This is a genomic window from Agromyces sp. NPDC055520 (assembly GCF_053619715.1).
The window spans coordinates 75361-98550 of sequence record NZ_JBSHJY010000007.1; the positions used below are offsets into that span (position 1 = coordinate 75361).

At 69.9% G+C, this 23190-nt stretch carries 20 protein-coding genes and 1 tRNA gene; 12 read left to right on the forward strand and 9 right to left on the reverse strand.

Annotated elements, in window-relative coordinates; translation table 11 throughout:
* Positions 1-55 precede the first annotated feature (55 nt).
* The 4 genes from ACWGST_RS05655 to ACWGST_RS05670 all read right to left on the reverse strand — a co-directional run bounded on the left by ACWGST_RS05655 (position 56) and on the right by ACWGST_RS05670 (position 6251).
* Complete coding sequence (locus ACWGST_RS05655; protein ID WP_452045696.1) at positions 56-3532, reverse strand: error-prone DNA polymerase; 3477 nt, start codon at positions 3530-3532, stop codon at positions 56-58.
* 49 nt (positions 3533-3581) lie between these two features.
* Positions 3582-5213, reverse strand: coding sequence for a DNA polymerase Y family protein (locus ACWGST_RS05660; protein ID WP_452045676.1), 1632 nt, complete (start codon positions 5211-5213; stop codon positions 3582-3584).
* Positions 5213-5965, reverse strand: coding sequence for a hypothetical protein (locus tag ACWGST_RS05665; protein WP_452045677.1), 753 nt, complete (start codon positions 5963-5965; stop codon positions 5213-5215). Before ACWGST_RS05665 ends, ACWGST_RS05660 begins: the two co-directional genes overlap by 1 nt.
* Positions 5966-6167: 202 nt before the next feature.
* A tRNA-Leu gene (locus ACWGST_RS05670) sits at positions 6168-6251 on the reverse strand.
* A 113-nt stretch (positions 6252-6364) separates the two neighbouring features.
* Between ACWGST_RS05670 and ACWGST_RS05675 the strand changes: the two genes are divergently transcribed.
* Together ACWGST_RS05675 and ACWGST_RS05680 are read left to right on the forward strand one after the other, a co-directional pair.
* The gene (locus ACWGST_RS05675) at positions 6365-7690 is read left to right on the forward strand and encodes a M20/M25/M40 family metallo-hydrolase (protein WP_452045678.1); all 1326 of its coding nucleotides are present in this window, start codon (positions 6365-6367) and stop codon (positions 7688-7690) included.
* A gap of 97 nt (positions 7691-7787) precedes the next feature.
* Complete coding sequence (locus ACWGST_RS05680; RefSeq protein ID WP_452045679.1) at positions 7788-8615, forward strand: undecaprenyl-diphosphate phosphatase; 828 nt, start codon at positions 7788-7790, stop codon at positions 8613-8615.
* Positions 8616-8630: 15 nt separating this feature from the next.
* Here the strand turns inward: ACWGST_RS05680 and ACWGST_RS05685 are convergent, their stop codons facing one another.
* Entirely contained in the window at positions 8631-9545 is a 915-nt protein-coding gene (locus ACWGST_RS05685; RefSeq protein WP_452045680.1) for a PAC2 family protein, read from the reverse strand.
* Positions 9546-9620: 75 nt separating this feature from the next.
* Between ACWGST_RS05685 and ACWGST_RS05690 the strand changes: the two genes are divergently transcribed.
* From ACWGST_RS05690 to lnt, 9 genes are all read left to right on the forward strand, one after another.
* Positions 9621-10295 carry an HAD family hydrolase gene (locus ACWGST_RS05690; protein WP_452045681.1) on the forward strand — a complete coding sequence of 225 codons (675 nt, stop codon included), beginning with the start codon at positions 9621-9623 and terminating at the stop codon, positions 10293-10295.
* A complete protein-coding gene (locus tag ACWGST_RS05695; RefSeq protein ID WP_452045682.1) occupies positions 10292-11344 on the forward strand; it encodes a tRNA (adenine-N1)-methyltransferase in 1053 nt (350 codons plus the stop codon). Before ACWGST_RS05690 ends, ACWGST_RS05695 begins: the two co-directional genes overlap by 4 nt.
* A gap of 41 nt (positions 11345-11385) precedes the next feature.
* Positions 11386-12336, forward strand: a complete 951-nt coding sequence (locus ACWGST_RS05700) for an FKBP-type peptidyl-prolyl cis-trans isomerase (RefSeq protein ID WP_452045683.1) — start codon at positions 11386-11388, stop codon at positions 12334-12336.
* Positions 12337-12386: 50 nt separating this feature from the next.
* Positions 12387-13439 carry a helix-turn-helix transcriptional regulator gene (locus ACWGST_RS05705; protein WP_452045684.1) on the forward strand — a complete coding sequence of 351 codons (1053 nt, stop codon included), beginning with the start codon at positions 12387-12389 and terminating at the stop codon, positions 13437-13439.
* Positions 13439-14461, forward strand: a complete 1023-nt coding sequence (locus tag ACWGST_RS05710; protein WP_452045685.1) for a helix-turn-helix transcriptional regulator — start codon at positions 13439-13441, stop codon at positions 14459-14461. Before ACWGST_RS05705 ends, ACWGST_RS05710 begins: the two co-directional genes overlap by 1 nt.
* Positions 14462-14498: 37 nt before the next feature.
* Positions 14499-14711, forward strand: coding sequence for a twin-arginine translocase TatA/TatE family subunit (gene tatA / locus ACWGST_RS05715; protein ID WP_452045686.1), 213 nt, complete (start codon positions 14499-14501; stop codon positions 14709-14711).
* 50 nt (positions 14712-14761) lie between these two features.
* Complete coding sequence (gene tatC, locus ACWGST_RS05720; protein WP_452045697.1) at positions 14762-15514, forward strand: twin-arginine translocase subunit TatC; 753 nt, start codon at positions 14762-14764, stop codon at positions 15512-15514.
* A gap of 12 nt (positions 15515-15526) precedes the next feature.
* Entirely contained in the window at positions 15527-17959 is a 2433-nt protein-coding gene (locus ACWGST_RS05725; RefSeq protein ID WP_452045687.1) for a DEAD/DEAH box helicase, read from the forward strand.
* A 70-nt stretch (positions 17960-18029) separates the two neighbouring features.
* Positions 18030-19622, forward strand: coding sequence for an apolipoprotein N-acyltransferase (lnt, locus tag ACWGST_RS05730; RefSeq protein WP_452045688.1), 1593 nt, complete (start codon positions 18030-18032; stop codon positions 19620-19622).
* On the opposite strand, the gene ACWGST_RS05735 is transcribed toward lnt, so the two are convergent.
* The 4 genes from ACWGST_RS05735 to ACWGST_RS05750 all read right to left on the reverse strand — a co-directional run bounded on the left by ACWGST_RS05735 (position 19619) and on the right by ACWGST_RS05750 (position 22231).
* The gene (locus tag ACWGST_RS05735; protein WP_452045689.1) at positions 19619-19984 is read right to left on the reverse strand and encodes an RNA polymerase-binding protein RbpA; all 366 of its coding nucleotides are present in this window, start codon (positions 19982-19984) and stop codon (positions 19619-19621) included. The genes lnt and ACWGST_RS05735 overlap by 4 nt on opposite strands.
* An 84-nt stretch (positions 19985-20068) precedes the next feature.
* Complete coding sequence (locus ACWGST_RS05740; protein WP_452045690.1) at positions 20069-20824, reverse strand: glycerophosphodiester phosphodiesterase family protein; 756 nt, start codon at positions 20822-20824, stop codon at positions 20069-20071.
* Positions 20825-20834: 10 nt separating this feature from the next.
* Complete coding sequence (locus ACWGST_RS05745) at positions 20835-21764, reverse strand: SPFH domain-containing protein (RefSeq protein WP_452045691.1); 930 nt, start codon at positions 21762-21764, stop codon at positions 20835-20837.
* Positions 21764-22231 (reverse strand): NfeD family protein, encoded by a 468-nt coding sequence (locus ACWGST_RS05750; RefSeq protein WP_452045698.1) that lies wholly within the window; start codon positions 22229-22231, stop codon positions 21764-21766. Before ACWGST_RS05750 ends, ACWGST_RS05745 begins: the two co-directional genes overlap by 1 nt.
* Positions 22232-22370: 139 nt before the next feature.
* On the opposite strand from ACWGST_RS05750, the gene ACWGST_RS05755 reads away from it, so the two are divergent.
* A complete protein-coding gene (locus tag ACWGST_RS05755; protein ID WP_452045692.1) occupies positions 22371-23144 on the forward strand; it encodes an SDR family oxidoreductase in 774 nt (257 codons plus the stop codon).
* Positions 23145-23190 lie beyond the last annotated feature (46 nt).

The window sequence follows — 23190 nt, forward strand, 5'->3', positions numbered from 1 at the left end:
GTGGATCGCGTCTGGCCACGACCTCAGGGTATTCCTGCACGGTCGAGCCGTGGGGTCAACGGAAGTCGCGCGATCGATGCGGCGCCGTCACGACGAGGGGCTCGAACCGATCGGCGACGAGATTGGTGACCCCTTCACGCGAGCGTTCGAGCATGCCGCGCACGATCATAGCCGGCGCCTCGCGGGCGATGCGACGATAACGCTGCCACACTCCGACGCCCGCGATGACGTTCAGCGTGCCCGACTCGTCTTCGAGGTTGATGAAGGTGATGCCGCTCGCCGTCGCGGGCCGCTGCCGGTGCGTGACGACCCCGCCCACCTCGATGCGCCGCCCGGGCTCCGCCTGCGCCAACAGGTCGATGCGCACGACCCCGCGTTCGTCGAGTCGTTCGCGCACATGCCTGATGGGGTGGTCGTCGGGCGAGATGCCCGTGGCCCAGAGGTCGTAGACGACCTGCTCGGCCGGGCTCAGCATCGGCAGCAGCGGCGGCTGCACGACGACGACCGAACCCGCGAGGTACTCCTCGCGGTCGAGGGCCGCTTCGCCCGCCATCCAGAGCGCCTCGCGCCGCTCGAGCCCGAAGCGGTCGAACGCGCCGGCTGCGGCGAGCGCCTCGAGTTGCGTCGCGTCGAGCGCACCTCGGCGCGAGACATCCGCCATGTCTCGGTACGGACCGCGGGCCGCGCGCTCGGCGACGAGGCGTTCGGCGACGGCCTGGCCGATCGAGGAGACGTCGGCGAGGCCCAGCCGCACCGCGAACGCGCCGTCGCGGCGATGCTCGGCGCCGCGATCGGGCGCGCTGCGGTCGAAGGGGCCGATCGGGGGTTGCGCGGGCTCGACACATGCATCGAGGCCGGTTGGATGCCGCGTGCCCCGAGTCGGTCGAAGGGAACCCGCTTCGACAGGCTCAGCGAGCGGTTCGCCGGCCTCGAGCCCCGCGTGCACCCCCGACCGCAGGATGTCGGGACGCAGCACCTCCACCCCGTGGCGGCGCGCGTCGGCGGTGAGCGTCTGCGGCGAGTAGAAGCCCATGGGCTGGGCGCGCAGCAACGCCGCGAGGAACGCGGCAGGGTAGTGCAGCTTCAGCCACGAGCTCGCGTAGACGAGCAGCCCGAAGCTCAAGGCGTGGCTCTCGGCGAAGCCGAAGTTCGCGAAGGCCTCGATCTTCTCGTAGATCGAGTCTGCGACGTCGCCCTCGATGCCGTTCTCGGCCATGCCGGCGTAGAGCTTCGCCCTCAGCCGCTCGATCTTCTCGACCCCGCGCTTGGAGCCCATGGCCCGTCGCAGCAGGTCGGCGTCGGCGGCGCTGCAGTTGCCGACCGCGACCGCCATCTGCATGAGCTGCTCCTGGAAGAGCGGCACGCCCAGCGTGCGTTCGAGCACGGGTTCGAGCTTCGGGTGCAGGTAGCTGACGGCCTCTTCGCCGGTGCGCCGGCGGATGTAGGGGTGCACCGCGCCGCCCTGCACCGGGCCCGGCCTGATGAGCGCGATCTCGACGACGAGGTCGTAGAAGTTCCGGGGCTTCAAGCGGGGGAGCGTGCCCATCTGCGCCCGGCTCTCGACCTGGAACACGCCGATCGAATCGGCGCGGCAGAGCATGTCGTAGACCGCCGCCTCTTCTTTCGGCAGGCTCGAGAGCTCCCACACCTCGCCCGTCGACTCGCGCACGAGGTCGAAGGTGTACTGCAGCGCGGCGAGCATGCCGAGGCCGAGCAGGTCGAACTTGACGAGCCCCATCCACGCGCAGTCGTCTTTGTCCCACTGCACCACGGTGCGATTCTCTTTGCGGGCGTGCTCGATCGGCACGACCTCGCCGACGGGTCGGTCGGTGAGCACCATGCCGCCCGAGTGGATGCCGAGGTGCCGCGGAAAGGTGAGCACCTGTCCGGCGAGTTCGACGACGGCGTCGGGGATGTCGTGGTCGTCGGTCTCGACGACGGCGCCCCAGCGCTCGACCTGTCGCGACCACGCGTCCTGCTGGCCCGTCGAGTAGCCGAGTGCCTTCGCCATGTCGCGCACCGCGACCTTCGGCCGGTAGCTGATGACGTTCGCGACCTGCGCAGCGTTCTGCCGCCCGTACTTCGCGTAGACGTACTGGATGATCTCTTCTCGCCGGTCGGAGTCGAAGTCGACGTCGATGTCGGGCTCTTCGTCGCGCAGTGCCGAGAGAAACCGCTCGAAGGGCAGCCGGTAGCCGATCGAGTCGACCGCGGTGATGCGCAGTGCGTAGCAGACTGCCGAATTCGCCGCAGATCCACGACCCTGACACAGGATGCCGCGGCGCCGCGCCTCGGCCACGATGTCGTGCACGATCAGGAAATAGCCCGAGAAGTCTTTCGACTCGATGACGTCGAGCTCGCGTTCGAGCCGCTCGCGCACATGCGGCGGCACGCCGGGGTAGAGCTCTTCGGCGCCCTGCCAGACGAGCACCCGCAGCCAGCTCATCGGCGTGTGCCCCACCGGCACCTCTTGCTTCGGCAGCTTCGGGCGGGCGCTGCGCAGCGTGAAGGCGAGGTCGTCGGCGAGCGTCACCGAGCGCGCGACGGCACCGGGGTAGCGGGCGAACCGCGCGGCCATCTCGGCGCCGCTGCGCAGGTGCAGCTGGTCGGAGGCCGGCAGCCACCCGTCGAGCTCGTCGAGGCTGCGCCGGGCCCGCACCGCGGCGAGGGCGGCCGCGAGGCGGTGCTCGGGCGGTGTCGCGTAGTGCACGGCGTTCGTCGCGAGCAGGGGCAGGCCCGCCCGCTCGGCGAGTCCGGCGAGGGCGTCGTTCGCCTGCTGGTCGAGCGGGTGCCCATGGTCGAAGAGCTCGACGACGACGTTGTCGCGGCCGAAGAGCGCGATCAGGCGGTCGAGTTCGCGCCACGCGGCATCCGCACCGCCCTCGGCGAGCGCACGGCGCACGGCGCCCTTGCGGCACCCGGTCGGCACCACCCACTCGCCGCCCGCCTGCTCGGCGAGCTCGTCGAGGGAGTACACCGGCCGCCCCTTCTCGCCGCCCGCGAGCTGACCGGCGGTGATCGCCCCGGCCAGGCGGTGGTAGCCCGCCTCGCGCCGGGCGAGCACGAGCAGGTGTTCGCCCTCGGGGTCGGCGACGCCGTTCTGGGGCCCCTGCAGCCCGAGCGAGAGCTCGGCGCCGAAGACCGTCTGCAGCTCGGGAAAGCTCTCGGCCGCCTCGGCGAAGTGCACGATGCCGTAGAAGCCGTCGTGGTCGGTGACGGCCAGGCCCGTGAGCCCGAGGCGCTGCGCCTCCTCGACGAGCTGCTCGGGCGAGGAGGCGCCGTCGAGGAAGCTGAAGTTGGAGTGCGCGTGCAGCTCGGCGTAGGGCACGATCGGCCCGGTCGGGGCTGCGAGTCCTTCCGACGGGCGATAGGGGTGGCGCTTGCGGCTCCACGCGGGGGAGTCTCCGCCGTCGCCGATGGTCTTCGGCGTGCCCGACTCGCCCGACGGCCCGGCCGGCGCGCCTGGACGGCGTGCGTCGGAGAGCTTGCGTTCGAGCTCCGACCACGGAATGCCCGGATTGTTCCACCCCAAAGTCGCCCCCGTCGATGTGTTCATTCGTTCGTTTCACGCCGTCGCCGGCTCAGTCGTATCTCGCCTCGGCCCACCACCCTTCGTCGTCGCGCACGAGCAGCCATGCGCACCCGTCGTTGTCGACGATCTGAAAGCGGTGCACGCGCCTCGCGTGCTCGGCGTCCCACCAGCGTTCGACGACCGGCCAGGGGCCGGCCCAGGCCCGCACGGGGGCGGCTTCGGCGCCCGCGAACGCGAAACGTTCGGGCTTGGCCGAGATCGCCCCGCGGGCGTCGATCTCGACGACGGCGCCCCCGGCGTCGAGCAGCCCGATCGGCAGCCGTTCACGGAACACGCTCGCCGGCGCCAGTGCGGGCAGACTGCCGGGCCACGGCGTCCCCGCACCTGCCCCCGCACCTGCACCGGCGCGTTCGGGCGCCCGATCGCCCCACGGCACGAGCACCTGCCGGTCGGCGAGCATGCGGCCCCCGCCGATCGCGGCCGTGACGACCGCGTCGTGGCCGAGCATGCTCTGCACGCGAGTGAGTCCGTGATGCACGCGCTCGTCGGGCGCATCGCCCCAGAGCCCCTCTTCGTGGTTGCCGGTCGAGTCGATGCGTTCGGGCACGACCCGCAGGCGCACGATCGGCGAGGTGAGCGCACTGTCGGCGGTGCCGGTGCCCTGCAGTTGCCAGCGCACACGGTCGACGACGTCGGCGGGGGTGAACCAGCGCGGATGCAGCCAGCTGCGGCTGGAGTGCCCGCCGGCCTCGTCGTCGATCTCGACACGGATGCCGGTGCACACGAGCCGTTTCGCCCGCATGCGCTCGATGAACTCGTCTGCGCGCACCCGGAAGACGAAGGCGAGCTGGTCGATGCGGTCGAGCGGCGGCTCGAACTCCTGCGCGACCTCGAACTCGGGCGGCGGCGTGCGGGCGAGCACCCGCGACTGCTCGCGGCCGGCTGCACGGTCGTGGGCGAAGGCACCCGCCGCACCGAACCGGCGGCGCACGTCGGCCTCGGGCAGGGCCGCGAACTCGCCGAGCGTGCGCACTCCCAGCCGGTTCAGCAGGGTGCCGATGCGGGCGTCGACGACGAGGCCCACCGGCAGCGGTGCGATGAAGGCGGCGGATGCCCCGGGCGCGACGATGCCCACAGAACGCTCGACCGCTCTGCCCTCACCGCCCCCGGCACCGGGGCCGCCGTCGCCCGCACCGCCGACAGCCCGGGCCGCCTGTTCGGCCGCGAAGGGCCCGTCGGCGACCCCGACCCGCGCGTCGACCACCCCGAGCGCGTCGACGGTGTCGAGCAGCGCCCGCGCCGCGGCATCCTCACCGCCGTAGTACCGCGCCGGCCCGCGGGCTCGCATGGCGAGCGTGCCGGGGCGCACGAGCTGCACCCCCGGCACCGTCTCTTCGACTCGCCGCACGACGGGTTCGAAGACGCGCACGTCGAGCGAGGCGTCGTAGTCGAGCAGCGTGAGCGCGGGGGAGCGGTACTGCGCCTCGCGGAGCTTCAGCCCCCGCACCACGCCGTCGCGGCGCGCAGCTGCCGAGCAGGCGAAGATCTGGCCGCCCGCGGTGAGCGCGACGGGAGCGCCCGGGTCGAGCCCGTGCTCGCGGCACGCTGCGAAGACGGGCCAGTCGGGGCACCAGAGCACGATCGTGCGGGTGAGGGCGACGTGCACGAGGTCGAGCGCCATCAGACGGCCCGCCGAACGTACTCGTCGAGGCGCACGGGTTCGCCCAAGGGCACCGGCTCGCCCAGCGGTACCGGCCTGGCCGACGGCATCGGCTCGTCGGTCGCGACCCGGAACTCGAGCGACCGCCCCGGCAGTTGAAGACGAGAACGACCGCGGCGCCCGAACTCTCCACGACCGCCGGCGGTGACGACGACATCACGGTCGCTGAGGTGCCCGTGCCCGAGCTCGAGCCCGTGCCACCGGCTCGCCTCGACGCCGAGGCTCGCGTCGCTGCCCGGCCACTGTCCGGCGACGAGCAGCACGGTGCCGCGCTGCCTGAGCCGGGCGGTCAGCCGTGAAGCCTCGGCTGGGGCGACCCGGCCGACCGGGCGCACCGCGACCACGGGGATGACGTCGGCGAGCGCCGCGACCACGGTGAGCCACTGCCGCCCGGGGTCGGGCACGAGCGCGAGGCGTTCGAGATCGATGCCGAACCGCGAGGCCGCCTCGACACCGAACTCGGGCATGCCGGCGACGGCGACCCAGCGCCCGCTCGCCGAGGGGCCCGCGAGCAGTGCCATGAGCAGGGTCATCGACCCCTCGACCGAGACCACCGTGCCCTCGCGGAGGCTGCCGCCCGGCAGCACCTGCTCGAACGCCGGATGCGTCGGCACCGTCTTGGAGTCGAGCCGGGTCGCCTGCATGCCTCGAATGCGCGCCTGCAACTCGTCGACGCGCGAGAGCGCATCGGCCGGGGTGAGGGGAGCGGTCATGGTCACATTCGACAGTTTCGAACAAATGTTCGAGAACGGCAAGTCGACCGTGCCGTCCGTCCAGAACATCTGACGACCTCGCGACAGACATCGGATGAGTGCGACGAAATCGTGAAAAGACGTTCGTACGACCCTGACGACAGCATCCGGAAATGCGAAAAGGCCGGATCAGAAAACTGATCCGGCCTTCTCGACACAAGCGTGCGCGAGGGGGGACTTGAACCCCCACGCCCGTTAGGGCACTAGCACCTCAAGCTAGCGCGTCTGCCATTTCCGCCACCCGCGCTCGTGTCAGGCCGTTCCGATCACTCGGTGGCCCGAGAGAAGACATTAGCACGGTTTCAGAGGCGCCTTCGACCACGGTGGCCAATGACGGATGCCCCGGCTACCGTGAAGGGCATGGCCTCGTCTCCCTCCGATCTCCCATCCGAAGCAGAGCTCGACGAGACGGCGATCGTCGCACGAGAGCTGATCCGCTTCGACACCTCGAACTACGGCGAGGGCAAGGCCAATGGCGAGCGAGAGGCCGCCGAGTACGTCGAGGCGCGCTTGACCGCACTCGGGCTCGCGCCGCAGCTCTTCGAGCCCGAGCCGCGACGCACGAGCGTCGTGGCACGCGTGCCCGGCCGTGATTCGTCGAAGCCTGCCCTGGTCGTGCACGGGCACCTCGACGTCGTGCCCGCCGACGCCCGCAACTGGAGCGTCGACCCCTTCGCGGGTGAAGTGCGCGACGGCATGCTGTGGGGTCGCGGCGCGGTCGACATGAAAGACATGGACGCGATGATGCTGACCGCCCTCGGCGACATCATCGGATCGGGCTCGCAGCCGGCGCGTGACCTCGTCGTGGCCTTCTTCGCCGACGAGGAGGCCGGGGGAGGCGCGGGCTCCGGCTGGCTCGTCGACCACCACCCTGAGCTCTTCGACGGCGCCACCGAGGCGATCAGCGAGGTCGGCGGGTACTCGATCACGGTCGGCGGCCGCCGCGCCTACCTGCTGCAGACGGGCGAGAAGTCGCTGCTCTGGGTGCGTCTCGTCGCAAATGGCACCGCCGCCCACGGGTCGCGGCTCATCCGCGACAACGCCATCACGAAGCTCGCCGAGGCGATCGCGACGCTCGGCCGCACCGAGTGGCCGGTTCGACTCACCGACACCACCCGCGAACTGCTCGGCGAGATCGCGGGCGTGCTCGGCGTCGACCCCGAGCAGGTCTCGCCCGACGAGCTCGCACTCGCCACGGGCTCGGCATCGGGGTTCATCACGGCGACCCTCCGCACGACGACGAACCCGACCCTCCTCACGGCCGGCTACAAGCACAACGTCATCCCCGATCGGGCCGAGGCGCTCGTCGACATCCGCACCCTGCCCGGCGAGGAGGAGGCGGTGCTCGCCGAGGTGCGCGCGCTCGTCGGCGACGAGGTCGAGGTGGAGATCGTGCACCGCGACGTCGGGCTCGAGGCCGCGACATCCGGTGCCCTCGTCGACGCCGTGAAGCACACGCTCGGGGTGCACGATCCCGGCGCCCCCGTCTTCCCGTACCTGCTCTCGGGCGGCACCGACAACAAGGCGCTCAGCCGGCTCGGCATCGCGGGGTACGGTTTCGCTCCGCTGAAGCTGCCAGAAGGCTTGGACTTCCCGGCGATGTTCCACGGCGTGGACGAGCGGGTGCCGCTCGACGCATTAGTCTTCGGTAGGCAGGTCCTGCGCGACCTCCTCCTCGACTACTGACCGAACGAGTCAGTCTTCGGCAGGCAGGTCCTGCGCGACCTCCTCCTCGACTACTGACCGAACTCAGTCCTCCTGCATCCGCGGAGGCGGAAGGCGGATGCACCACGTGATCGAAGCGCTCATCCTCGGCCTCGTCCAGGGCCTCACCGAGTTCCTGCCGATCTCCTCGAGCGCTCACCTGCGCATCCTGGGGGAGTTCCTGCCCGGCGCTCAAGACCCCGGGGCCGCGTTCACCGCGATCACGCAGCTCGGCACCGAGGCCGCGGTCGTGGTGTTCTTCTGGCGTGACATCGTGCGCATCGTCTCGCACTGGTTCGGGTCGTTCACCGGGCGGGTGCCGCGCAACGATCCCGACGCGCGCATGGGCTGGCTCATCATCATCGGCTCGGTGCCGATCGTCGTGCTCGGTCTCGTGTTCCAAGACCAGATCGAGACGAGCCTGCGCTCGCTCTGGATCGTCGCGACGATGCTCATCGTCTTCGGCCTGATCCTCGGTCTGGCCGACTGGGCGGGTGCCAAGCGCCGCAAGCTCGAGGACCTCACGGTGCCGCACGGCATCTTCTTCGGCCTCGCGCAATCGCTCGCGCTGATCCCGGGCGTCTCCCGCTCGGGCGGCACGATCACGATGGGGCTCTTCCTCGGCTACGAGCGGGCGGCGGCAGCGCGCTACGCCTTCCTGCTCGCGATTCCGGCCGTCTTCGGCAGCGGGTTCTTCCAGCTCGTGAAGAGCCTCGACGAGCCCAGCGTGTACGGCCCGATCGAGACGGCAGCGGCGACGCTCGTCGCCTTCGTCGTCGCGCTGCTCGTGATCGCGTTCTTCATGAGCTACATCTCGAAGCGCAGCTTCCTGCCGTTCGTGATCTACCGGGTGCTGCTCGGCACGACGATCTTCGTGCTGCTCGGCACGGGCGTGCTCAGCGCCTAGCCTGCACCTCGTCGCTCAGCGCGGCCCCTCGCCGCGCCCGTCGGCCCGGCCGCCGGGCTCTTCGCCGCGCCGGCGCAGGTAGCGCTCGAACTCCTGCGCGATGGCCTCGCCGCTCGCCTCGGGGGCGTCGACCGCGTCGCGCGCCTGCTCGAGCTGCGTGATGTAGCCGGCCATCTCGTCGTCTTCGGCGGCGAGGGCGTCGACCCCGGCCTCCCACGCCTTCGCATCGACTTCGAGACTGCCGCGGGGGATCGAGAGCCCGGTGAGCTCTTCGACCTTGCCGAGCAACGCGAGCACCGCCTTGGGAGAGGGGGCGTTGTGCACGTAGTGCGGCACGGAGGCCCAGAGCGAGACCGTGGGGATCCCGACGCGTTCGGCCTGGTCGGCGATGACGCTGAGAATGCCGACGGGGCCCTCATAGGTCGATCGCTCGACGCCGAGGGCCGAGCGCACCTCGGGGTTCTCGCTCGATGCGAAGACCGACAGCGGCCGTGTGTGCGGCGCATCGGCGAGCATGGCGCCGAGCAGCACGATGCCCTCGATGTCGGCGGTGAGGGCGGCGTCGATGAGTTCGGCGGCGAATCCCTTCCAGCTGCGGGCGGGCTCGGCGCCGATCAGCACGTGCAGCGTGTCGGCGCCCGGTCCGGTGACCCGGTCGTCGTCATCGTCGCTCGGGGGCAGACCGCCTGGCCCCATGATCGCCGCGCCGGGCCACTCGATTCGCCGCGTGCCGTCGTCGCCGATCACGATCGTCGGCCTCGTGAACTGGTAGTCGAAGTAGAGTTCGGGGTCGACCGCGGCGATCTCGACGAGGCCGAGGCGCTCGACGAGCAGTTTGCCCGCCCCGGTCGCCGCCTCGCCGGCGTCGTTCCATCCCTCGAATGCGACGATGAGCAGCCTTCCGCCCTCGAAACCGGCCGGCTGATTCACTCCTGGTGCCCCGCTTCCCGCCCCGGATCTCCGGGTTCACCTCCACAATAGGCCGTGCCCGTAGACTTGACGGTTGTGACCACTCGCCTCCCCGCCGCAGTCCTCTGGGACATGGACGGCACCCTTGTCGACACCGAGCAGTACTGGATGGCCGCCGAGACGGAGCTGATGCAGTCGTTCGGCCTGCCGTGGAGCCATGACGACGCCCTCGAGCTCGTCGGCAGCGGCCTCTGGGAGGCGGCCGAGTTCTTCCAAGACAAGGGTGTCGCGCTCGAAGCCGACGCCATCGTCGACCGACTCACCGAGCGGGTGCGCGAGCAGCTCGAGGCGCACGGCGTGCCGTGGCGGCCGGGGGCGCGCGAACTGCTGCGGTCGCTGCGCGAGGCCTCGGTGCCGACGGCGCTCGTGACGATGTCGGTCCGTTCGATGGCTGACGACATCGTCGCCGCCATCCCGTTCACGGCGTTCGACGTGATCGTCTCGGGCGACAGCGTCGAGAACGCGAAGCCGCATCCCGAGCCCTATCTCACCGCTGCGGCAGAGCTCGGCGTCGACATCGTCGACTGCGTCGCCATCGAGGACTCGCCTCCCGGGCTCGCGTCGGCGCACGCCTCGGGCGCGATCGCGCTCGCGGTGCCGAACTTCATCCCGCTCGACGGCCTGCCGGCCGCTGCGCTGTGGACGACGCTCGACGGCACGACCGTCGACGACATCGCAGAACTTCTCACGGCTCGCGAGGTGACCGCATGATCGAGAGCCGAGGCGAGCAGAGCGGTCCGTTCCGCGTCGGCGATCGAGTGCAGCTGACCGGCCCCAAGGGGCGCCTGCACACCATCACGCTGCAGCCGGGCGCGCACTTCCACTCGCACAAGGGTCTGCTCGCGCATGACGACCTGATCGGCCGCCCCGACGGCTCTGTCGTCGCCAATCAGGCGGGCGTCGAGTATCTGGCGCTCCGGCCGCTGCTCACCGACTTCGTCATGTCGATGCCGCGCGGCGCCGCGATCGTCTACCCGAAAGACGCCGCGCAGATCCTCGCGCAGGCCGACATCTTCCCGGGCGCCCGCGTGGTCGAGGCCGGCGTCGGCTCGGGCGCGCTCTCGCTCTGGCTGCTGCGCGCGATCGGCCCGGCCGGTCACCTGTACTCGTTCGAGCGCCGCGACGACTTCGCGAGCGTCGCCCGCGCGAACGTCGCCACCTTCCACGGCGCCGACCCCGAGAACTGGTCGATCACGCTCGGCGACCTGGCCGAGGTGCTGCCCGCGACGGTCGAGCCGGCATCCGTCGACCGCGTCGTGCTCGACATGCTCGCGCCGTGGGAGTGCCTCGAGTCCGTCTCGGCGGCCCTGAAGCCCGGCGGTGTGCTGCTCTGCTACATCGCCACCGCCACCCAGCTCTCGCGCGTCGCCGAGGCGATCCGCGCCACGGGGGAGTACACCGAGCCGCAGTCGAGCGAGACGATGGTGCGCGGCTGGCACGTGCAGGGCCTCGCTGTGCGCCCCGACCACCGTATGATCGCGCACACGGGCTTCCTCATCACCGCCCGTCGCCTCGCGCCCGACACGATCCTGCCCGAGCTGAAGCGCCGCCCGTCGAAGACGGAGTTCAGCGACGAAGACGTCGAGGCGTGGACCCCCGGCGCGCTCGGCGAGCGCAACGTGAGCGACAAGAGCCTGCGAAAGCGGGTCAGGCAGGCGGATGCCGCGGCCACCCGTTCGCGCGCCGGCGACGAGTCCGATCCGTCGGCGAGGCCCGACGGCGAGTCGTTCGAGACGGAACCCGCCGGTCCGGGCGGGTAGGCTTTCTACGCCCCTCACCGAAACCTGAGAATCGAGGATCAGTGCGCTCGTCATTCGCGCTCATCGCCACGGCCGGCGTCATCGCCCTGACCCTGTCGGGTTGCACATCCGCCCCTGCCGCTCCCGAAGCGCAGCCGGGTGCCTCCTCGAACGCGGTCGTCGTGAAGGGCGACTTCGGCGACACGCCTCGGGTCGAGTTCCCCTCGCCGCTCGAACCCCCCGCGACGCAGTGCACCGAAATCATCGAGGGCGACGGCGACCGTCTCGTCGCGGGGCAGCAGACCCTCGTGGGTCTCGCCGTGTACAACGGCGCGACGGGCGAGAAGCTGCAGGTGACGGGCTTCGGCGGCAAGACCGGCGATCCGGTTCCGCTGGCGATCGCCGACAACACGCTCCCAGGGCTCGCCAAGGGTCTCTCCTGCGGCTCGGCCGGGTCACGGGTGGCCGTCGTGGTGCCGGCCGACGACGCGTTCGGCGCCGACGGCAACCCGTCGATCGGCATCGAACCGGGCGACAGTCTCGTGTTCGTGATCGACGTCCAGCGTGCCTTCCTGCCCCGCGCCAATGGTGCGGTGCGCCTCAGCCGCGACGGTTTCCCGGCCGTGGTGCTGGCACCCGACGGTCGGCCGGGCATCACGGTGCCGAAGGCCGATCCGTTCGAGAACACCGAGGTCGAGGTCTTGAAAGAGGGCTCGGGCCAGGTCGTGGAGTCCGGCGACACGGTGGTCGTGCACTACACGGGCGTCAAATGGGCCGACGGCAAGGTGTTCGACTCGACGTGGGAGACGGGCGCGCCGGCCATGATGACCGTCTCCGGCGGTGACGACAGCCAGGTGATCCCGGGCTTCTCCGAGGCCGTCATCGGGCAGAAGGTCGGCTCGCAGGTCGCGGTCGTGATTCCGCCGGGCGACGGCTACGGCGACCAGCCCCAGGGCGACATCCCCGCGAATTCGACCCTGTTCTTCGTCATCGACATCCTGGGTGTCATCTGAGCCGGTCGAAGCGGCCCTCGCCGCCACCGCGGTTCAGTAAGATCGCACCTGTGGCAAGCGGCGGAGAGACCAAGGGCGAGTCGAAGATCCCGGTCGAGGATCGCCTGTTCAGCCTCGTGCTGGCGCTGCTCGCCACCGAGACCGGGCTCGTGAAGTCCGAGATCCTCTCGACGGTGCGCGGCTATGCCGATCGTTACGATTCCGGCGGTCAGAATGCGAATCTCGAGCGCCAGTTCGAACGCGACAAAGACGACATCCGTGAGCTCGGCATTCCGCTCGAGACCGTCGAATCGCCCGACCGCCCGGGTGACAACCAGTCGCTGCGCTACCGCATCCCCAAGGGTCAGTACGATCTGCCCGCCGACGTGCGGTTCACCCCCGACGAGCTCGCCCTCCTCGGTCTCGCGGCAGAGGTCTGGCGCGAGGCATCCCTCTCGGCCGATTCGCAGCGCGCGCTCACGAAGCTGCGGTCCCTCGGCATCGAGCCGCGCGAGCCGGTGATCGGCTACGCCCCGCGACTGCGCGTGCGCGACACAGCGTTCGAACCGCTGCGGCAGGCGCTCGACCGGCGGCAGTCGGTGCGGTTCCGCTACTTCAAGCCGGGCGAGGCCGAGCCACGCGAACGCACGGTCGACCCGCTCGCAGTGGTGTTGCACGACGGCCGCTGGCACCTGCACGCCTACGACCACGACGCGGCGGGCCCGCGCACCTTCCTGCTGTCCCGCATCATCGGCGAGGTGGCGACGGTGCCCGGGTCGACGTTCGCGGCTCCGCCCCTCGGCGTGCAAGACCGCATCATCGCCGAACTGCACGAACTGCACCAGAGCAACGTCGCCGACCTCGCGGTGACGAGCGGCAGCGACGCAGAGGTGCGGCTCGGCAAGCGCGCCATCGAGGGCGACGAAGACGCCGGCGTCATCCGTCTGCATTACACCGATGCCGCGGTGTTCGCCGACGAACTCGCCGCCTACGGCCCCGAGGTGCGCGTGCTGTCGCCGCCCGCCCTGCGCGATGCCGTGCGCGAGCGGCTTCGCGCCGTAGCGGCCGCACACCGCGATGCTCATGCCGATGCCGATGCCGGCCAGAACGGGAAGGGTCGATGATGGCGACCAAACGCCCGAAGCCGCTGAAGGCACCCGACAAACTCGTCTTCCTGCTCTCGTTCGTGCCGTACCTCCTCGAGCAGCGCGTCGTCGACGTCGCAGAGGCCGCAGCGCATTTCGGGCTCTCCGAAGACGAGATCCGGCACGCCGTGCGGCTCATCGCGACCTCGGGGCTTCCGGGCGAGACCGGCACCTACCAGCCGAACGACCTGTTCGACATCGACTGGGACTCCTTCGAAGACGAAGACGTCATCGTCATCGTGCACCACGTCGCGATCGAAGACGCGCCGCGGCTCTCGGCGCGCGAGGCCGCCGCCCTCATCGCCGGCCTGCAGTACCTCTCGGCGTCGCCCGAGAACGCCGGTCGCGCGTCGCTCGCGTCGCTCATGGCCAAACTCACCGCCGGGGCATCCGCGGCGCCCAGCCGTCTTGCCGTCGCCGAATCAGAAGCGGATGCCTCGTTGGCCCGCATTCGCGAAGCGGTGACGGGCGGGCGGCAGCTCGAGTTCGATTACCGCAACGCGCTCGGCGTCGCAGGGCGTCGGCGGGTCGATCCGCTCCGCATCCTGTCGCAAGACGCCGACTGGTACCTGCAGGCGTACTGCCACACCCGCGAAGACGTGCGCAACTTCCGTGTCGACCGCATGAGCGAGCTCGTCGTCTCCGAGATCCCGATCCAAGACCACTCCGATCGCACCGTGCCCGACTCGCTCTTCCAGAGCTCGGACTCCGATCTCGACGTGGTCGTCGATGTCGCGCCCGAGACGCTGCCGCTGCTCGCCGACTACCTCGCCGACTCGCGTACCGATCAGGTCGACGGCCGCCTGCGGGTGACCCTGCGCCTTGCGCACGTGCACGGACTCAAGCGGCTCGTGGCGGGTCTGCCCGGTCTCGTGACCGTCGTGGCCCCCGCCGAGGCTCGTGCCGTCGTCGCCGAGTGGGCGGAAGCGGGCCTCGCAGGTTACGCTGAAACCCTTCCCTCCGATGCCGGGCGGCACACGCCTGACATCGACGGCAGCTAGACTGTCGTCACCTTCACCGACGAACGGACGAACCCCCATGTGGCAAGGCTTCACTGGTTGGCACGCGCTGATCATCCTCGTGGTCATCCTGTTGCTCTTCGGAGCTCCCAAGCTCCCTGCGCTCGCCCGTAGCCTCGGCCAGTCGATGAAGATCCTCAAGTCCGAGGTCCGCCCCGACAAGACCGATCCCGAGACCCCCGGCGATGAGACGCCGAAGGCCGACGGGCCGGATTCCGGCAAGAACTCCTGACCACGGTGACCGCGGTGAAAGATCGCGGCGAGAAAGACCGCGAGAAGCGGATGTCGCTCGGTCAGCATCTGATCGAGCTCCGCAAGCGCCTCTTCATCTCGGCGATCGCGATCGTCGTCGGTGCAGCCCTCGGCTGGTGGCTCACGGACGCCTTCGTCTGGGAGGCGATCCAAGAGCCCGTGCACCGCGTCGCCGTGGCGCAGGGCACCGACACGGCGATCGTCTTCCCGACGATCTCGAGCGCATTCGACCTGCGGTTGCAGATCGCGTTCACCATCGGCCTCGTCATCTCGAGCCCCGTGTGGCTGTACCAGATCTTCGCCTTCCTCGTGCCGGGGCTCAACAAGAAGGAGCGCCGGTTCACGCTCGCCTTCTTCGCGACGGCGATCCCGTTGTTCTTCGCGGGTTGTGCGGCCGGCTGGTTCGTGCTGCCCAACATCGTGAAGCTCATGACGAGTTTCGTGCCGGGTGACGCGCTGTCACTGCTCACTGCCAAGGAGTACATCGACTTCGTGCTGAAGCTCGTCGTCGCCATCGGCATCGCCTTCGTGGTGCCGGTCTTCATCGTGCTGCTGAACTTCGCGGGCGTCATCAGCGCGGCGGCGATCATCAAGTCGTGGCGTGTGGCGATCCTCGTGATCGTGCTCTTCACGGCCATCGCGACGCCGTCGGCCGACGTCGTGTCGATGTTCATGCTCGCGGTGCCGATGGTCCTCCTCTACTTCCTCGCCTGGTTCATCTCGAATCTGCACGATCGTCGTGTCGCGAAGCGCAACGCCCTCGAATTCGGGGAGCCTGTCTAGGCTGAAGGGGTGATGAGCCTCTCGCCGGCCGAGCGTTACGCGCTCTCGCGCCAACAACGCCGCCAGCCGCGTCTCGCCGACTTCGTCGCGCGTCAGCGATTCGACCTCGACCCGTTCCAGCTCGCCGCGTGCGGTGCGCTGGACGAGGGGCGGAGCGTGCTCGTCGCCGCGCCGACCGGCGCCGGCAAGACGGTGGTCGCCGAGTTCGCGGTGTTCCTCGCGATGCAGGAAGCCGGGGCGAAGGTCTTCTACACGACCCCGATCAAGGCGCTCTCCAACCAGAAGTACCAGGAGTTCGTCGACGCCTGGGGTGCTGAGTCCGTGGGCCTCCTCACCGGAGACACGAACGTCAACTCGGGTGCGCGCATCGTCGTGATGACGACCGAGGTGCTGCGCAACATGCTCTACGCCGATTCGCCGCTGCTCGACCGGCTCGCGTACGTGGTGATGGACGAGGTGCACTACCTCGCCGACCGGTTCCGCGGCGCCGTCTGGGAGGAGGTGATCATTCACCTGCCCGAGGCCGTGCGCCTGGTGTCGCTGTCGGCGACCGTCTCGAACGCCGAGGAGTTCGGCGACTGGCTGCAGGCCGTGCGCGGTGACACCGACGTCATCGTCTCCGAAGAGCGGCCCGTGCCGCTCGAACAGCACGTCATCGTGAAGTCGAAGATGCTCGACCTCTTCGACTCCTCGGGGCAGGCGGCGACGAACCGGGTGAACCCCGAGCTCAAGCAGCTCGCCAGGGCGGGCGGTCGCTCGATCTCGGGTCGTTCGACCCGCGGGCAGCGCGGCGGCGACCGCGGTCGGTACCACGGCGACGCACGCAGCGGCAATGGCCGGGCCGATCGCCCCGAAGTCGTCGCGATGCTGCAGGGCAAGAACCTGCTGCCGGCGATCGTGTTCATCTTCTCGCGTGCGGGATGCGATCAGGCGGTGCGTCAAGTGCTGCGCAGCGGCATCCGGCTCACCGAATCGGCCGAGCGCGCCGAGATCCGGCAGATCGTCGAATCACGCGCCCGAATGCTCCGCGACGAAGACCTCGCGGTGCTCGGCTACTGGGAGTGGCTCGAGGGCCTCGAGCGCGGGGTCGCGGCCCACCATGCCGGCATGCTGCCGGCGTTCAAAGAGATCGTCGAAGAGCTCTTCCAGTTGAAGCTCCTGAAGGTCGTCTTCGCGACCGAGACCCTCGCCCTCGGCGTCAACATGCCGGCCCGCTCGGTGGTGCTCGAGAAGCTCGAGAAGTTCAACGGCGAGGCGCGGGTGCCGATCACGCCGGGGGAGTACACCCAGCTCACCGGTCGGGCCGGCCGCCGCGGCATCGACGTCGAGGGCCACTCGGTGATCCAGTGGGTCGACGGGCTCGACCCCGAAGCCGTCGCCGCCCTCGCGTCGCGCCGCAGCTACCCGATGAATTCGAGCTTCCGGCCGACCTACAACATGGCCGTGAACCTCATCGACCAGTTCGGGCGCGAGCGCACCCGTCAGATCCTCGAGCTCTCGTTCGCACAGTTCCAGGCCGACCGGGCCGTGGTCGACCTCGCGCGCACGCTGCGCAAGCAAGAGGAGTCGATGGCCGGCTTCGAGCAGGCGATGCGCTGCCACCTCGGCGACTTCGGCGAGTACGCCGCCCTTCGGCGGCGCATCGGCGAGATCGAGAGGCAGTCGTCGAAGGGCAATCCCACGCACGCACAACGCGATCGGATGCAGCGTGAGCTCGCGTCGGCCCGCAAGGCCATGCGGGCGCACCCGTGCCACGGCTGCGCCGAGCGCGAGTCGCACGCCCGCTGGGCCGAACGCTGGTGGCGCCTGAAGCAAGAGCACGAGCAGCTCTCACGGCAGATCAGAACCCGCACCGGACAGGTCGCCAAGCGGTTCGACCGGGTCACCGAGGTGCTCGAGTCGCTCGGCTACCTCGACCGCGATGCATCCGGCACCCTCGTCTCGACTGCGGCGGGCCGCGTGCTGAAGCGCATCTACGGTGAACGCGACCTGCTCGTGGCCGAGTGCCTGCGGCGCGGCATCTGGGACGGCCTCGACGAGGCCGGCATCGCCGCGATGGCCGCTGCGCTCGTCTATGAACCCCGCCGTGACGACAGCAACGTCGAGTATCGGCTGCCGCGCGGTCGGTTCCGCGAGGCGTTCGAGCGCACGACCGACACGTGGAGCGTGCTCGACGACCTCGAACGCGATCACCGCCTGCCGGGCAGCGAGGTGCCCTCGCCCGCCCTCTCCTTCGCGATGCACGCGTGGGCGCGCGGCGCCGGGCTCGGCACGGTGCTCGCCGACACCGAGCTCGCGGCCGGCGACTTCGTGCGTCTCGCGAAACAGGTCGTCGACCTGCTCGACCAGGTATCGATCGTGGCCGACGCCGAACTCGGCTCGACGGCACGCGCCGCGATCGATGCGGTGCGGCGCGGGGTCGTGGCGTATGGTGCCGTCGGGTGAGCGGTGGCGTTGCGTGAGCGCCGGTCGCCGGGTGACCGGCGACGTCGGCGCGGTCGCTTAGGCTGATCTGGTGCCCGAGAAGTCCCACCGCCCCCTGCTGCCGCTCTGGGGCGCGGTGCTCGCCGCGGCGGCCGGCGGGTTCGCCTACGACCTCGGTTTTCCTGGCGCGAGCTTCTGGCCGATGGCCTTTCTCGGCATCGCGCTCGCGCTCGTCAGCCTCATCGGGCGCTCGTCGTGGGGCGGCGCGCTCGTGGGCTTCGTCTTCGGGATGTCGTTCTACCTGCTGCAGGTGTCGTGGACGGCGCTCTACCTCGGCCCGGTGCCGTGGCTCGCGCTCTCGGTGCTCGAGTCGCTCATCGTCGCCGCAGGCGGGGTGCTGATCGCGCTCGCCTATCGATGGGCGCCGCGCCTCGGCCGTTCGCGGTGGATACGACTCGTGGCGCTGCCGCTGCTCGTCGCCGGGCTCTGGTGCGTGCGCGAGGCGGCCACCGGCAGCATCCCCTACGGGGGATTCCCGTGGGGCAGAGCGGCGCTCAGCCAGTCCGAGAGTCCGTTCGCACAGGTGGTGTCGTGGGCGGGCTCGACGGGGCTGAGCTTCGTGATGGTCGCCATCGTGGCCGGAGCCATCGAGTGGGTGCGGATCGCGGGGTGGCGCCGACCGGTCACGGTGCTGCCGGTCGTCGGCCTCCTCGCAGTCTCGATGCTCGTGCCCGCCTGGCAGACGACGCCTGCCGGTGAGATCCGAGTCGCGAGCGTGCAGGGCGACGGGCCCACAGGGTACTTCGACGAGCGCGAGCCCGGTGAGGTGCTGGCCGCGCAACTGGCGGCGACCGAACCGATCCTCGACGAGCCCGGTATCGACGTGCTGCTCTGGCCCGAGGGCGGTTCCGACATCGATCCGACGCGCAGCGAGTCTGCCGCGCGCATCTTCGATCGTCTGAGCGAGCAGCTCGACGCGCCGCTCGTGCTCAACACCGTGACGATGCGCGACGACGAGTACTTCAACACGTCGATGCTGTGGCGTGCGGGGGAGGGGGCCGTCGACGTCTACGACAAGCGCCACCCGGTGCCATTCGGCGAGTACATCCCCGACCGCGACTTTTGGTACGCCCTCGCGCCAGACCTGATCGGGCTCGTGCAGCGAGGGTACACTCCCGGCACCAACGCGCCGGTGTTCGACCTCGGCGACGCCGTCACGGGCCTCGCCATCTGCTTCGACGTCATCTACGACGACGTGATCTGGGAGGGCGCGCGCGACGGCGCCCAGCTCTACATGTTCCAGACGAACAACGCCGACTTCCGGGGCACCGACGAGAACCAGCAGCAACTCGCGATCGCCCGGCTGCGCGCGATCGAGACCGGCCGTTCGGTCGTGAACATCTCGACCGTCGGCACGAGCGAGGTCATCGACCCGTCAGGCCGCACCATCGATGCGCTGCCGGCCTACGAGCCGGGCGCGATGGTCACCGATGTCGAGTTGCGCGACGGGCTGACTCCGTCGGTCATGCTCGGTTCGAGCGTGCCGTTCGTGATCGAGATCGGCGCGCTGGCAGCACTCATCGCCGCCGGGGTTATCGCTCGCCGACGGTCACGAGACCGTGGCGACACGAACGCCGCCGGCGAAGCCGACGACGACGCTCCGATGGAGCCGCTCGCGCCTTAAGCGCCGATCTTCTGCTGGCCGCGACGTGCGCGCAGGAAGCTGAGCCGCTCTTCGAGCAGCTCTTCGAGCTCGGCACGGGTGCGGCGCTCGAGCAGCATGTCCCAGTGGGTTCGGGCGATCTTCTCGCCCGAGCGGTCGATCTCGACCGGCTTCGAGTCGACGAGCAGCACAGCGGATGCTCCGCAGTGCTTGCACTCCCACGACTCGGGCAGTTCGGCCTCGGTCGAGAACGTCATCACGGTCTCGCGCCCGCAGGTCTCGCAGCGATAGGTGTACTCCGCACGGTCTGCGAACACCACGCCGTCTTCACTCTGCAGGCTCTGTGCGCCGATGCGCATGCCTCGAAGGCTCCTGTCCGCCATGGCGTACTCCTCTCGCTCGCCTACATGTCTAAACGATCAAGCTGGGCATTCCCTTTCCGGAGCCTGAGGTTTACCGGGGAATTCTCAGCTTTGTGCGGCGATGAGCGGGATTGCGAGGTCGGCACGGTCGGTGACGAGTCCGTCGACACCACGGTCGAGCAGTCTCGTCATGTCGGCGGGCTCGTTGACCGTCCAGACGTGCACCTCGGCTCCGGCACGGTGCACGGCGGTGACGAACCGTTCGGTCACGAGCTGCACGGGGCCGAGGCCCTCTGGCACCTGCAGGGCGACCGCCCCGCGCAGCGACCTGCGCATTGCTCGCGTCGAGCCGCTGAACGAGGCCAGGCGAACCCGGACGACTCCGGCGCTGCCGGCCGAGGTCACCGCATCGGGCACGAGCCGGGCGAGCTTCAGTCGCCGGCGTTCGGAGAAACTCGTGAGCAGCACTCGCGACCCGGCGTGCAGCTTCGCGACCGCGGCGACCGTCGGCTCGACGGCGCCCTCGACCTTCACATCGATGTTGAACCTCGTCTCGGGAAAGGCGTCGAGCGTCTCTTCGAGCGAGCAGAAGCCCTGCCCGTGCCCGAGCTCGATGCGACGAAGTTCGGCCATCGTGAGCTTCGAGACCTCGACCTCGCGGCCGGCGACCCGACTGAGCGAGGGATCGTGCGCGACGACGGCGATCCCGTCGGCCGTGCGGTGCACATCGGTCTCGATGTACTCGGAGCCGATCGCGACGGCCTTCGCGAACGCGAGCAGCGTGTTCTCGGGTGCCTCGAGGGCGAGGCCGCGGTGCGCGAGCACTCGCGGCCCCGCCGGCTCGACGTAGGCGGAGACCATGAACCCGTCGTCAGGGACGGGTGCCGGCCGGCCCCGCGGCATCCGGTGCCTGTGCCGGTGCAGCGGGAGTGAACGCCTTGCCGATGCCCTTGAGCGCCTCGGTGAGCTCGCTCGGCACGATCCAGAGCTTGTTCGCCTCGCCCTGCGCGATCTGCGGCAGCATCTGCAGGTACTGGTAGCCGAGCAGCTTCGGGTCGGGGTCGCCCTTGTGGATCGCGTCGAAGACCGTGAGGATCGCCTCGGCCTCGCCCTGGGCGCGCAGCACCGCGGCCTTCGCGTCGCCCTCGGCCTCGAGGATGGCGGCCTGGCGGGCGCCCTCGGCGGTGAGGATCGCGGACTGCTTGGTGCCCTCGGCGGTGAGGATGAGCGCGCGGCGGTCGCGCTCGGCGCGCATCTGCTTCTCCATCGAGTCTTGAATGGAGTGGGGCGGGTCGATCGCCTTGAGTTCGACGCGCCCGACGCGGATGCCCCACTTGCCCGTGGCCTCGTCGAGCACGATGCGCAGCTGCCCGTTGATGTTGTCGCGCGAGGTGAGCGCCTCTTCGAGGTTCAGGCCGCCGACGACGTTGCGAAGCGTCGTGGTCGTGAGCTGCTCGACGGCACCGAGGTAGTTCGCGATCTCGTACGTCGCGGCGCGTGCGTCGGTCACCTGGAAGTAGACGACCGTATCGATCGAGACGACGAGGTTGTCTTCGGTGATGACCGGCTGCGGCGGGAACGAGACGACCGTCTCGCGCATGTCGACGAGCGGGCGCAGCCGGTCGATGAACGGAACGAGGATGTTCAGTCCGGGGGAGAGGGTCTTGTGGTAGCGGCCGAGCCGCTCGACCACGCCCGAATAGGCCTGCGGGATGATGCGGATCGATTTCGCCAACACGACGATGACGAAGATGACGATCGCCGCGACGACGACCCCCACGATGATGCCGGAAACGTCCATCAAACCCCAGTGCTCCTCTCAACCGGGACGACGACGGCCGTCGCCCCGTCAATGCCGGTGACGAGCACTCGCTCGCCGACCGCGACATCCGTCTGCTCGGTGATGGGCGACAACCGAGCCGTCCACACGTCGCCGTTCTGGAGACGCACCTGACCGCCGGCCGGGGTCACGGTGCGCACGACCTGGCCGTCGGCACCGATGAGTGCATCGATGTTGCTGCGTGCGGGATCGCCGCCACGCCGAAGCATTCGGAGCAATGGCGGCCGAAGAGTCAGGATCAGCGCGATCGCGACGAGCGCGGCGACGATGAACTGCGCCCACCAGGGAATGCCGAAGAGACCCGAGAGCAGCCCGGCGACGCTGCCGAGTGCGAGCATGAGGAACGTCATCTCGAGCGTGAAGACCTCGATGGTCGCGAACGCCAGGATCAACACCAGCCAGACGATCCACGCGTACTGGGTCAGCACATCCAATTCGTTCTCCTTCGCACGGCCTGTACTGAAACTATCAGGGCGGCTGACCCGGTGGGTCGCCGCTGCGGAGTTGATAGTCTCGGTTCGCCGGTTCCGTGCGGACCGCCGTTCGTCAAGCCTCGAGGAGTTCCCTGTGACCAACCCGCTCGCCCCCGGATCGCTCGACGGCCGCGTCGCCCTTGTCACCGGCTCCTCCCGTGGAATCGGCGCCGACACCGCCCGCTACCTCGCCGGCGCCGGGGCATCCGTCGTCGTCAACTACCGCAGCAAGGCACCCCGCGCCGACAAGGTCGTCGCCGAGATCGCCGCGGCCGGCGGCACCGCCATCGCCGTCGGCGCAGACCTCACCGACGCGGCATCCGTCGCCTCGATGTTCGAGCGCGCCGTCGCCGAACTCGGCCCGATCGACATCCTCGTGCTCAACGCCTCGGGCGGCATGGAGACCGGCATGGGCGACGACTACGCGATGCGGCTGAACCGCGACGCGCAGGTCAACGTCGTCGAAGGCGCACTGCCGCACCTCGCGCCCGGCGCGCGCATCGTCTTCGTCACGAGCCACCAGGCGCACTTCATCCGCACGACGCCGACGATGCCCGAGTACGAAGCCGTCGCGCTCTCGAAGCGCGCCGGCGAAGACGCGCTGCGCGCGAAGCTGCCCGAGCTCGAGGCCGCCGGGGTCGAGTTCGTCGTCGTCTCGGGCGACATGATCGAGGGCACCATCACCGCGACCCTGCTCGAGCGGGCGAACCCCGGAGCCATCGAGGCCCGCAAGCAAGACGCGGGCCGCCTCTTCAACGTCGCCGAATTCGCCGCTGAGGTGGCGTCGGCCGTCGTCGACGAGGTGCCGGCCGACAACACCCGCTACGTCGGCGACACCTCGGGCTTCGTGCGCGAGGGCGACGCCTGAGCTGAGAAGCCAGAAGCCAGAAGCGAGAAGCCCGCCGAAGCGAATC